Below are 12808 nucleotides of genomic sequence, written 5' to 3' on the forward strand. Positions count from 1 at the left end.
TGCCGTTGGCCGTCGTCGAGTGGTAGTCAGCCAGCGTCGAACCGGGGGCCAGTTCGATCACGTCTTGCGGCCGTAATGTGCCGACGATGGTGTCGTGGCCGCCATTCGACTTGAAGACGATGCGGTGCGCCGAGGTCAGTGTCGAGATATCGACCGTATCGTTACCCGTCGAACCATCGATCGTGATGGTGTTGGTAAACAATGTGGTTGCCGCGAAATTGCCGATCACCTGGAAGGTATCGCCACCACCGCCACCGGTGATCTGGATCTCCTCGATATTCGCAAGTTCCGCAACGACTACGGCACCGCGCGTGATCACGATCTCGGTGGCTGCCGCGACCGTGATGCCGGCCGCGATCGCATCGGCTCGGGCATAGACCCGGAAGGCCTCGGCGCTCGCGTCGCCCACGATCTGAACGGTATCGGTGTCGCGGCCGCCGTCGATGATGTCACGCCCTTCGGTGGAAGCGACGATGATCAGATCGTTGCCGCGATCGCCAAGGATCGCGTCGTTGCCCGGGCCGCCATTGATGGTGTCGTCACCACGACCGCCGTCAATGTTGTCGTCCCCGGCCCCGCCATTGAGGATGTCGTTGTCGCGATCGCCGAGGATCGTGTCGTCGCCATCACCGCCATCGACAGTGTCGGCCCCGCGGCCGGCGTCGATCGTGTCATTGCCGCCAAGGCCAGTGATGGTGTCGTCGCCACGGTCGCCCGTGATTGTATCGGCAAGCGCCGTGCCAATCAGTGTGTCCGCACCACGCGTGCCGACCAAGGTGATGCCGACGCCCGGTGTTGGCGGCAGCGCTGAATAGATCTGCTCCAGCGTTCCATGGCCGTCCTGGTAGATGGCCCGCACGCGCAGGCCAAGTCCCGCCTCCGCGTCGGTGACCGTGAAGCTCGTGCCATGGGCACGCTCCACCTCCCCGGCACCGAAGGTGAGGATGTCCTCATAGACGCCGGATCCGGGAACCGTCTCGACCTGCCAGAAATAGTCGACCGGTCCGGAGATTGTCCCGGTCAGATTGGTGGCGGTCACATTGTCGGCATCCGTGATACCGGCAAACGACACCGTCAAAACCGTGCCCGCAGCAGCCGTGTCGACAGGAGTTACGCCATCTAGGATGGACATCACGCCGGAAGGCGCGGCATTCGTGCCGCCGAGCAAGACTGAGCCATCGGAGAATTGCAGCCGTTCGATGTTCATCAACCGGTCGGTTCCGTCGGTGCCGAGATTGTCCCTCACAGTCGTAAGACCGCCGACCGTGGTGATCGTGTAGTCCGCCTGCCTGCCCGAGAAGACCGCCGTGTCGAAGGCAGCCGCGCCGGTGATGATCTCGCGCACGATGTTCAACTGACCAGGGTTCCAGGTGCCGTTCAGCATCTTCGTCTGGAGTTCCAGATCGGCCATGCTGTCGAAGGAGGCGATTTCTGGCCCGGTGTGGTTTGTGTCGCCCGCCGCATAGACGGCGATGCGGACGTTCAGCCACTTGTCACCATCGATGACGTCGTCGCCGCCGCGGCCCTCGATGATGTCGCTGCCGTCACCGCCAAGGATGATGTTGCCGCCATCGTAGAACGTCTTGTGTGCGCCGGGCGCCAGATCGGCCGCGTAGGCTGTATCGAGCAGGCTCTGCAGACCGTTGATCAGCGCGATATTGGTCAGCACGCTGCCCGTTGCGCCTTCTGTCGGCAGGGCCGCAGCGTCGACATTGTCGCCGTGCAGTACGTCGCCAAAATGCGAGCCGGAGACACCTTCGACGATATCGAAACGGATCAGCGGCGTTGCCGAACCCGGCAGTAGAGGCGTGTCGAAGAAGCGATCCGAGATGTCGATGTAGACGCCGCGCTCGTTATCCTTGAAGTCGGCCCAGTCGTAGCCGGAGCCGCCGATGTAGCGGTCCCCGAAGCCGGTCTTGCCGACCATTATGTCGTCGCCGCCTTCGCCGTTGAACTTGTCGTTCTCGCCGTCACCGATGAAGACATCGTTGCCGATGATCGGGTCGTTGCCGAGTGGGTCGAAATTGTCGCCAGGCGCTCCGTCTGACGTGCCTTTCTCGATCCAGTCGTCACCCTCGTTGCCCATATCCTGTTCGTTGGCCTTGCTGCCCAGGATAAAGTCGTTGCCCTGGCCGCCAATCGCTTCCGACGCGTCCTCGCCGGTGATGATGAAGTCGCTGCCGAAGCCGCCGATGATCAGGTTGACGCCGTTGCCACCCTGGATCACGTCGTTTCCGTCGCCGCCCTGAATGTTGTCGTCGCCGCCGATGTCGGTGATGATGTCGCTGCCGTCACCACCGCGGAGCTGGTCGTTGCCATAGCCGCCTTCAATGCGGTCGTCACCTCCGTCACCATAGACGGTGTCGTCGCCGGCTCCCGAGATCAGTATGTCGTTGCCGCTCGGATTGGCCGGGCTGCCAGGGTTGGTGCCGCCGAGGACGATGTGGTCCTCGCCGGTATACTTGATGTAGTTGCTGTCGGGACCAACAGTGTCGGGATTGTCGCGAACGACGAGCGGATTGAGCTCCGTGCCTCCTTCTGTCGGGTCGGCGCGATTGTCCGGGCCAAGCGCGGTGAACTGCTTGCTCTGGTCGACCTCGAGTGTCCAGGTCGGCGTTGAGAAGACAAGCGCCGACAGGTGCGTCGCGGTTGTGTTGGCCATGATGAGCTTGGCGAACGAATTCCCCTCCAGCTCGGCGTTGAAGGCCAGGCCAGCGGTGCGCTCGAGATAGTAGAAGCGGTCGCCGTCCTGCAGCTTCTCGAGTTGGTTCTCGAAGATGAAGTTGAAGGTCGAGCCGAGCATGCCCCCGAACGGGTTCTTCTCCTCGGCCAGGCCGCCGATCCACAGATCGATGGCGTCAAGACCTGTCGTGGTGACCCCGTTGGCCAGGCTCGTCCAGGCACCGGCTGAGTTAAGGAAGTCGAGCCGGTCGGCAGGTTCGCCAGCTCCACCGAGGACAAGGAGAGTAGCCGCGGCGCGCTTGGCCGCCGTCGTCGTGGCGCTGGTTATCGAACTATGCGTGCCGTAGGCGGCGATGAAGTTGATCACCGATTCCGGGTGCTTCAGATGCTGCACCAGGTCGGCCCAACTCGTGTACGGCTTAAGGTCGGAATTCCCGGTCTGCCCGTAAATGTCGCGGCGAACGGCATTCAGCGAGGGGATGCCGACATCGCGACCACGCGCGATGTTGATCGCCGGCAAGTCGAGGGGCAGGCCAAGCAGGTTGTTGCGCAGGGCTTCGGTCACGAACTCATCGATTTCGTTGCCGACCTGGCGGGTGACCCCGCGGATGATGGCGCTGGTCGCGTCCTCCGGAGTGGTCCCGCTCGCTGCGAAGGCCAGCGGGTTCAGGAAGGCTGCGATCAGGCCGGTCTGCTGATTGCCGGCTTCGTTCGGGTTTCCGTCGCCCACGACGTTGAAATTCTCGTCGTAGCGGTCGACTGTCTCCGTCAGCATCGAATGGCCGAAACGATAGACCGTATGGGCGAACTCGGCCACGATCGAGGGGTCGAGGTCGGCGTCGTAGACCTGTGTCGGTGCGAAGAACAGGTCGACGTTCGGCTGGATGGTGCGCGCGAACTCCTCGAACACCAGATGCTGGTACTGCATTTCGGTGCCGAATTTCGCGCTCTGGAACAGGCGCTCGCCATTCCACTGCAGGGCCGCGACAGCAGCCGGATCAGTCGGAAACTCCGCCGGCCCTGTGCCGGGCATCAGCCACTCCTTCAGGAAGTCGAGGTTGTTGGCCGCGAGGACCGTCTCCTTCGTCTGGTCGACCAGCCGGTTGTGCTCGTGATGGAAGATCGAGTGCACGGCGGTGAGGCCGATGTTCTCGTTCACGCGGCCGTCGCCGGCGATGTAGTGTGCGTCGAGCAGTTCGTTATCGTAGGAGAGGTTGTTGCCTCCCGGTCCGACGGGAACGGCATTTCCGGTATCCGCATCGGCATCGGGAGCAAGATCGTCAGCCGTCTTGGCAACGCCGTCGGCACCGGGGCCGGGAGCAAACACCGGCACGGCGTTATGCGCGATGTCATTGAGGAACGCGTGACCGGTGCGCACTGCATTGGTGAGCGAGATCGGCGCAAGCGGATTGCCCTCGACAAGGAAGTCGTCATCCGTGCCACCGATGCCGTCCGCCCCCTTCATCACGACCTGCGGGAAGCCATTCGGCCCCTTGGTGAAATTGCCGTAGGCGTCAGTGGCCAGAAGCGGCACGTTGTCGAAATCGGCATCGGTGAGATTGATGCCGAGAATGTCGTTGGCCTGTGCCTTGACGACCTTCCAGGTCGCCATGCCGCCAATCTCGACGTCATCGCCGCCGCCGAAATGCCCATCGGCGCCGAGATTCCAGTTGGTGATCAGCTTGCCGGTGGCGTGCGCTCCGGCACCGTCCAGACTGTAAGCACGCAGGAACACCTGGTGCGATGGATGCGAGGAATAGGTCTGGTTCTGGTCGACAAATGGCGTGGTGGTGTTGGTGCCAGCGTGGGTGTTGTCGGCGGATTCGTCGACGGTGGTGTTCGGGTCGTCGACGAGGATGCCGTCAGGCCCTGCCTGCGTTGCCCGCGTCACAACCATGAAGTTTGAATTGCCGCCGGGGACGTAGAGTGGATCGTCCGGCTGCAGCGGAATGTAGATTGTTCCGTTTCCACCCTTGGTTACGAGGTCTAGGCCGTGGTCGAAGAACTGGCCGAAGAATGTAAACCAAGAGTTGAACGGTGCCGAAAGGCCGACGTCAGGCGCGACCGCGTCGATCTTGAATACGTCGCGGTCGTCGGCCGTGCCGAAGAGCCCGTCGAGTCCAGGGCTCTTGACGATCGAGACCCCGTCTTTAAGGACGTCGTCATTCGCCGCGCCGGATACGCCGAAGTCAAGATGGCCGTTGAGGCCCGGATCGAACGCGGCGGCATAGGCCGACGGGTTGTTGGCGGTCTGGTCGACGACCAGGTTGCTGATCGTGCGCGGATCGGAATCGACGACACTGGTTGAAGAATTGTAGTTGGTGTTGGTGACGGGCGGCGGCCCGCCTGGCCCGAGGCTGAACGGATCTTCGTCCTGCTCGTTCAGGAAATTCGGCGGAACCACCCGCGGGAACGTGTTGTCGGCCGCCCCGAATTCGCTCTGGTCGATACCGTTGAGGTGGACGAGGTTGTTGTTTGAACCGTCGACAGTGCGCAGGCCAAGCGGCGAGCGAACGTTCGGGATCAGGGACAGGAGACTGGCGCCGTTCGCATTGGCTTCGGCAATCTTGATCTGATCAAGAATGAACTGCAGGTCGGACACGGCAAGATGAATGCCGGCGCCACCGGCGGTGACTTCGGTAAGCGGAGTTGTAACGGTCGGCGGGGCGACCGGTGCAGCTGCGATTGCATCAGTCGGTGCCGAGAAGACCGTTTCGGTCACACCATGAGCGTCCTGGTAGTAGGCCTTGACGCGAAGCGGCAGGCCGACGAGATCAGGCGTCACGCGGAAATTGACACCATCCGCGCTCAGGAAGGCAAGGTCGCCCGCCGGCAGTAGGATGATATCCTCAAAGACGCCATCGCCATTGCGATCGACTTGCCAGTAGTAGGAGACGGACTGGGTAATTGCCCCGGGATTGTCTCCATCGGTCACGCCTGCAATCGATACCTCCAGCAATTGGCCGGCTGTGGGCGTGCCGTCGGCGGCATGCGTCGTGGCGTCGCGAATCTCCAGCAGCCCAACCGGTTCGGCGTTGAGGCCGGGCACGACGACCTGGGCCTCGTCCGCGAACTGCAACCGCTCGATATGGGTCAGAGTATCCGTGCCATCGCGAGCAACCACACTGTCGACGACCGTTACGATGTCGTCGCTGAAGTCGGCCGTCCCCCTGTTGTCGATAGTGACGGTATAGTCGGCTCTGTTGCCCGAAAAGACGGCCGTGTCGAAGGCATCGCCACCGGTGGAGCTGCCGTCCATGATCTCGCGGATCGCATGCAGTTGGCCGGGATTGTAGGTTCCCGCCAGCATAAACGGCATCAACTGGACCATGTTGTCGAAGGAGGCGATCGGCGCGCCAGTGTGGTTTGTGTCCCCGGCCGCGTAGACGCCGATGCGCACGTTCAGCCACTTGTCGCCATCGATCAGGTCGTCGCCGCCGCGGCCTTCGATGATGTCGCTGCCGTCACCACCGAGGATGATGTTGCCGGTCGCGAATCCGGTCTGCGACAGCCCGGCATTCCCGAGCAGCGTGGCAAGTTGGTCGATCAGCGCAACGTTGGTCAGCGCGCTGCCGGTGGCACCACCATGGTTGATGATGGTGTCGGCGTTAACGTCGTCGCCGCGCAGCACGTCGGCATATCTCGAACCCGACAGGCCCTCCACCTCCGCGAAGCGGTCGAGGATCGAAGCCGGCGACGAGCCGATGGGCTGGAAAGCTCCGATGTTGGTCGCCGGTGCGCCGTGCGGTTGCGCCAATGCAGCCAGCGTAAGGTCAACGGTCACGCCAAAGCGGTCGTTCAGGTAGGTGACCCAGTCGAAACCAGACATCCCGTCCATCTTGTCCTGGGCGTCGCTGCCGGTGAAGATGTCGTCCCCGCCTTCGCCGATCATTTCGTCGAAGCCGCCGCCGCCAATGAAGATGTCATTGCCGATCACGTCGTCGGCCAGCACGGGCGAGAAGTTGTCGCCAGGCGCTCCGTCCTGGGTGCCCAGTTCGATCCAGTCGTCGCCCTCATTGCCGGTCGGCGGCAGATTGGTCTTGGCGCCGAGGATGAAGTCGTCGCCGGTCCCGCCAAACGTCGTCGAGATGTCTTCCGTGGTGATGATGAAGTCCTGGCCGCTGCCGCCGAGGATCAGGTTGCCCAGGACCGACATGTTGCCGACGACAATGACGTCGTTGCCGGCACCGCCTTCGATGCGATTGTCACCGAAAGAATCGGACAGGATGTCGTCGCCGTCACCGCCGAGAACCGTATCGTTGCCCGAGCCGCCCTCTAGCCGGTCATTGCCGCCATCGCCATAAAGCGTGTCGTCGCCATCGCCGGAGATGATAATGTCATTGCCCGCGGTGCCACCGAGGACGACATGGTCCTCACCGGTGTACTGGAGATAGTTCGTGTCCGTGCCATCCGTCGCTGGATTGTCGCGGATAACGAGAGGAACAACTTCGACGCCGTTGATCTCAAGGCCGCCGGTCGGATCCGCGCGGCCATCGGCGCCGAGCCCGGTGTGCTGCCGCGATTGATCGACTTCGAGCGTGAAGCTTGGTGTTGTGAAGATCGCGTTCGGCAAATGCGTCGCGTCGCTGTTCAGCATTACCAGCTTGGCGAAGGAGTTGTTCTCCAGCTCGGTGCCGAAATGCATGCCGGCCGTGCGCGACAGGTAATAGAAGCGGTCGCCGTTCTGCAGCGATTCAAGCTGGGTCTCGAAGACGAAGTTGAAGGTCGAGCCGAGCATGCCACCAAACGGCATCTTCTCTTCCGCCAGGCCCCCGATCCAGAAATCGACGTCGTTGAGGCCGCCAAGCGAGCCACCCTGATAGGCGCCGGTCGCGTTCAGGAAGTCGAGGCGGTCGATCGGCGCCCCAGCGCCGCCAAGGACGATCAAGGTCGCGGCCGCGCGCTTGTCGGCAAGCGTCGTTGCGCTGGTGATCGACAAATGCGTGCCATAGGCCGCGATGAAGTTGATCAGCGACTCCGCATGCTTGAGGTGGTCGGCAAAGTCGGCCCAACTGATATAGGGCTTGAGTTGACTGTCGCCGGTCATTGCGAAGAATTGAGACCGCGCGTTGTTGAACGAGGGAATGCCGGTGTCACGGCCACGCGCAATGTTCAGCGCCGGCAGGTCGAGTGGCAGGCCGAGCAGGTTGTTGCGCAGTGCTTCGGTAACGAACTCGTCGATCTCATTACCAACCTGGCGGGTGACGCCACGCACGATCGCGCCGGTCGCCTGTTCGGGCGTCAGGCCACTATTGGCGTAGGCGAGCGGATTGAGGAAGGCCGCGATCAGGCCGAGCTGCGGGTCACCTCCGACGGTATTGAAGTTCGGATCCAAGCGGTCGACCGTCTCGGTCAGCATCGAATGGCCGAAGCGATAAACCGTATGGGCGAACTCGGCGAGGATCGCCGGATTGATCGTCGTATCGTAGCCGCTCGGAGCCAGGAATTCGTCGACCTGAGGCTGGACCGTGCGGGCGAACTCCTCGAACACCAGATGCTGATACTGCATCTCCGTGCCGAACTTGGCGGATTGGAAAAGGCGTTCGCCGTTCCAGTCGAGCGCATCGATCTGGGCCTGCGTCAGCGGGAATGTCGTGTTCGGGGCAAGCGGGGTGTCGAGCCACTGGTTGAGGAAGGCGACGTCGCCGGTCGCCAACGCCACGTCCTTGGTCTGCTGGACAAGGCGGTTATGCTCGGAATGGAACACAGCGTGCACGGCGGTGAGGCCGATATTCTCGTTCACGCGGCCGTCACCAGCCATGTAGTGGGCGTCGAGAAGTTCGTTGTCGTACTGGCCGGCCGCAATCGGACCGGTGTTGACGATGTTGTCGGCATCCGCGGTCTTGCCTGTCGGATCGGCATTGTGCGCGATGTCGTTCAGGAAGGCATGACCGGTGCGGGCAGCGCCCGCGAGACTGATCGGCGCTGCCGGATTACCCTCGGTGAAGGTGTTATCCTGCATCATCACCATGGGGAACCCATTGGGCCCCTTGATGAAATTGCCATAGGCATCGACGGCCAGGACCGGCACATTGCCGACGTCGGCATCAGTGAGATTGATGCCGAGAATGTCGCGAGCCTGCGCCTTGACCACGGCCCAGGTGGCCATCCCGCCGATTTCCGTGTCGTCACTGGTACCGAACAGGCCATCAGCGCCGAGATTGCGGTTGGTGATCAGTTCACCGGTGGCCACCGGATCGCCATTGGCATTCAGCTCATAGGCACGCAGGAACACCTGATGCGAAGCATTCGAGGCGTAGGTCTGGCTCTGGTCGACGAAGGGCGAGGTCGTGTTGGTCGCGGCCTGACCCCCCGCAGCACGTTGCAGGACCATGAAGTTCAGAGCGCCGGGAGCCGTGCTAAAGAGCGGATCATCCGGATTCAACGGAATGAAGACGGTTTCGGTCTGGCTCTGGCTCTTGGTCACCAGATCGAGACCATGGTCGAAGAACTGTCCGAAGAAGGTCATCCAGGCGTTGAACGGCGCCGACAGGCCCGCATCGGCAGTGATGTTCGGGATGAAATTGACTGGAACGTCGTCGCCCGTGCCGAACTGACCGTCCAGCCCAGGGCTGATGACGGTGCTTGATCCCGGGGTCTGACCGGCTGCGGCCTGAGCTGCCGGGTTGTTGTCCGTCTGATCGACGATCAGGTTGCTGATCGTGCGCGGCTGAGAATCAACGACCCCCGCCCCCGGGGTCGCATAGGTGGTGCCCGCCTCCGCAGGTCGAAAAGAGGGGTCGGTGAGGCGCGGAAACGCCAAATCCGCAGCCCCGAATTCGGGGTGGACCAGATTGTTGAAAGAGCCATCGACGGTCCGCAGGCCAAAAGGCACCTCGGCGTTTGGCAAGATATCAGTGAGGCTCTCGCCCTGCGCATTCCGCTCCGCAATTATGATCTGCTGCAGGATGAAATCCAGGTCCGAGCGAATAAATTCTACCATGCCACCCTCCAATAGTTGCCATTCGCCTTGGACAAAGCTTCGCCGTCGCACCAAACCAAGTGCGTTGCCGGCTGAACACGCCGCCGAAGCTATGGCCGAAACAGTTGTTAGGCCCTCCCACGGACCAATCGTCGATGATTATGCAAGCTCGAGTATCTGTACGCGAGGGGACTAGGTCGCATGATCAGCTGGACAACGGTCCAGTCGCCGATGGCACTATTGTCGCTCTATGCCGAGTCCTTAGTCTAGCCATTGCTTAGACCAAGGTCCAAGAACTGACGGGTGAATCCACGACGAGGATGAAGACCACACATGGCGGATACCGTTGAAAAATTCGACATTGCTGGCGCTGCAGTGTCGCGATTCAATCGTCGCATTGATTTGCAAGGGATTGAGCGATGATGGGATGTCAGGCAGCTCCAGCGCGACTTTTTTGCAACTTCTGCCTCGATGATCATGTACCTGCCGACCACCTGTTGCGCGGGATCGAGTGGCCTCGCAATCTCTCTCCGAGCGCCTTGAGCGCCCGATGGATGCTGACTTTTACCGCCGATTCAGACTGGCCGGTACTGTTTGCAGTGTCGGCGACCGACCGGCCCTCCAGTTTCACCTGCCGGATCAGCTCCTGCTGTTTCGGCGACAACCCGTCGAGCAACCGCTCGACATCCATGCGGGCGGTCAGCGTATCCTCGCTGAAGTCGCTTTCGATCTCCTTGCCAAGCTCGGTCTCGGCCAGCCGACGTCCACCGCGGCCGCGATGGTGGTCGATCAGCTTGTAGCGGGCGATCGAGAAGAACCAGGCCGTGAAAGCTCGTTTTCGATCATAAGTGGACCGGCGAGCCTGCAGCGCCAGCAAATGTCTCCTGGACCAGGTCTTCCATATCCGCCTTCATCGCCGCAGCCATCCTGCGGCTGTCGTAACCGACAAGCAGCACACGCAATGCAGTTAACAAACGCCGATAGGCGGCCTCGTCCCCGTCAAGGGCCAGAAGCATCAATGCTTTCAGGGCTTCTTCCGAATAAGCGGTCGTCATGTTGTCAGCGAATTCATTCGGACAAACAGCCAGTCGGTTACAGGGCAGATCAAAAATGTTTGGCATCACGGATCTTTCACATGCGTGTGAGGCTGTAACGCATTTCGAGGCGCTCTCGAATGGGTAGGTGTGAGCCATTGGCACGCAGCCGGCGGACACGACAATCCGATTCCAGGAGAATCCCATGACCAAGCTTCTTTCCAGCCTAGCACCCTGCATGTTCCTCGTCGGCCTTTCGCTCGCCGATGCGGCGTCGGCTGAGGACGCCATGAAGTCCGACGCGATGAAGACGGACAATATGCAGAGCAGTGCCATGTCGAAGGACGCCATGAAGTCGAGCACCAAGACAGACTGCATGCACAAGGCCGGCATGGAAAAGGACGCCATGAAAAAGGCCGACATGATGAAGGCCTGCGACGCGATGAAGTAAGCGTTCTCGTATCTCGCGGCCGCTGAAACTTTATCTGCGGCGGCCGCGTATTCTCCTGCGAAACTTCCATACATCCGGAGAACAATCATGGCGACGATCGATTCCAGTAGGGAAACCGGCCGTACACTCATCTACCGCCACAGCCTTGCTGTGCGCCTCTCGCATTGGGTAAACGTGCTTGCCGTCACCGTGCTGCTGTTCAGCGGTCTGCAGATATTCAATGCTCATCCGGCGCTCTATTGGGGCCAGTATGGAGCCGACAACGACCCTTCCTTCATTTCCATGGAAGCCGTCGATGACAGCGGTCAGGTGAAGGGGCTGACGCATGTGGGTTTGCTCACCTTCGATACAACAGGCGTCCTTGGTCTCTCAAATGTCGACGGCGAGGCGACAGCGAGGGGTTTTCCAAGCTGGCTTACACTTCCAAGCTATCAGGATCTGTCGACCGGCCGGCGCTGGCATTTCTTTTTTGCTTGGGTCTTCGTCCTCAACGGCCTTGTCTATTTCAGCTATGGGCTGGTCAGCCGGCATTTCCATCGGGATCTCGCTCCAACCGTCAATGAGCTGACGCTCGCTCATCTCACCTACGAGGTCGTCAACCACGCCCGGCTGCGTTTTCCGAAGGGACCGGAGGCACGGCATTACAACACGCTGCAGAAGCTGACCTATCTGGCCGTGATTTTCCTGCTGCTGCCGTTGATGATCGCGACAGGGCTCACCATGTCGCCGGGCTTCAATGCTGTAGCGCCCTGGCTGCTCGATCTCTTCGGCGGACGGCAATCGGCGCGCACCATCCACTTCCTGACTGCCTTCTTGCTCGTGGCCTTTGTCGTCGTACATGTGGCTATGGTGATCCTGTCGGGTGTCTTCAACAATCTCCGTTCGATGATCACCGGCTACTACGCAATTAAACAGGGAGGCAAACAATGAGCCGCCTCATTACCCGCCGCCGCTTCCTCATTGGTTCGACCTTGACCGCCTCTGCACTGGGCTTGAGCGGCTGCGACGCATGGGTTGAAAGTGACCGGACGAAGTCGGTCCTGAAGATCGCCGAGGGTCTCAGCATGAAGACGCAGCGCTTCCTGCTTCACAACAACGCCCTGGCCCCTGAATTCAGCGAGGCGGATCTCTCGCCGGTCTTTCGCTCAAACGGCACCAGCATGCCGGATAATCCGCAATATCTCGACTGGATGAGCCGGCAGTTCTCAACCTGGAGGCTTGGGATTGGTGGGCTGGTCGAAAGGCCGTCGCAAGTCTCACTCGCACAGCTGAAGGCGATGCCTTCGCGCACACAGATCACCCGGCACGACTGCGTCGAAGGCTGGAGCGCAATCGGCAAATGGACTGGTGTGCCACTCGGCGCCCTGCTGCAATTGGTCGGGCTGAAGCCCGAGGCGCGCTATATCGTGTTCCACTGCGCGGATGAATACGAAAAGACGCTGAACGGCACCGGCTGGTACTATGAGAGCATTGATCTGGTCGATGCCCTCCATCCGCAGACGATCCTTGCCTATTCGATGAACGGCCGCGACCTAGAGGTGGCACATGGCGCGCCGCTAAGGCTCAGGGTCGAGCGGCAGCTCGGTTACAAGCAGGCGAAATATCTGACGCGCATCGAGGCGGTCGCGGACCTCGGCCATCTTTACGGCGGCAATGGCGGGTTTTGGGAGGATCGCGGCTATGAATGGTATGCCGGGATATGAGTTGGGCGAGGGGCTT

Annotated in this window: 4 protein-coding genes and 1 pseudogene; 3 read left to right on the top strand and 2 right to left on the bottom strand. The window is 61.2% G+C overall.

The genetic code is table 11. The features are described 5' to 3' along the window. On the bottom strand, positions 1-9625 hold a 9625-nt coding region (locus tag PMI09_RS20075; protein ID WP_007798669.1), incomplete at its 3' end, for a peroxidase family protein. 454 nt (positions 9626-10079) lie between these two features. Next, positions 10080-10659, bottom strand: a pseudogene (locus PMI09_RS20080) (sigma-70 family RNA polymerase sigma factor). 184 nt (positions 10660-10843) lie between these two features. Between PMI09_RS20080 and PMI09_RS20085 the strand changes: the two are divergent. The 3 genes from PMI09_RS20085 to PMI09_RS20095 all read left to right on the top strand — a co-directional run bounded on the left by PMI09_RS20085 (position 10844) and on the right by PMI09_RS20095 (position 12792). Further along, positions 10844-11089, top strand: coding sequence for a pentapeptide MXKDX repeat protein (locus tag PMI09_RS20085; RefSeq protein ID WP_007798675.1), 246 nt, complete (start codon positions 10844-10846; stop codon positions 11087-11089). An 87-nt stretch (positions 11090-11176) separates the two neighbouring features. Beyond that, complete coding sequence (locus PMI09_RS20090) at positions 11177-12019, top strand: cytochrome b/b6 domain-containing protein (protein WP_007798677.1); 843 nt, start codon at positions 11177-11179, stop codon at positions 12017-12019. Then, positions 12016-12792 (top strand): molybdopterin-binding protein, encoded by a 777-nt coding sequence (locus PMI09_RS20095; protein WP_007798683.1) that lies wholly within the window; start codon positions 12016-12018, stop codon positions 12790-12792. Before PMI09_RS20090 ends, PMI09_RS20095 begins: the two co-directional genes overlap by 4 nt. Positions 12793-12808 lie beyond the last annotated feature (16 nt).

The sequence above is a fragment of the Rhizobium sp. CF122 genome, assembly GCF_000282035.1.
Classification (GTDB): Bacteria; Pseudomonadota; Alphaproteobacteria; order Rhizobiales; family Rhizobiaceae; genus Rhizobium.

Excerpts from the sequence above, each read along its gene's own strand:
- PMI09_RS20085 (WP_007798675.1), top strand. The coding sequence starts at position 10,844 with ATGACCAAGCTTCTTTCCAGCCTAGCACCCTGCATGTTCCTCGTCGGC.
- PMI09_RS20090 (WP_007798677.1), top strand. The coding sequence starts at position 11,177 with ATGGCGACGATCGATTCCAGTAGGGAAACCGGCCGTACACTCATCTAC.
- PMI09_RS20095 (WP_007798683.1), top strand. The coding sequence starts at position 12,016 with ATGAGCCGCCTCATTACCCGCCGCCGCTTCCTCATTGGTTCGACCTTG.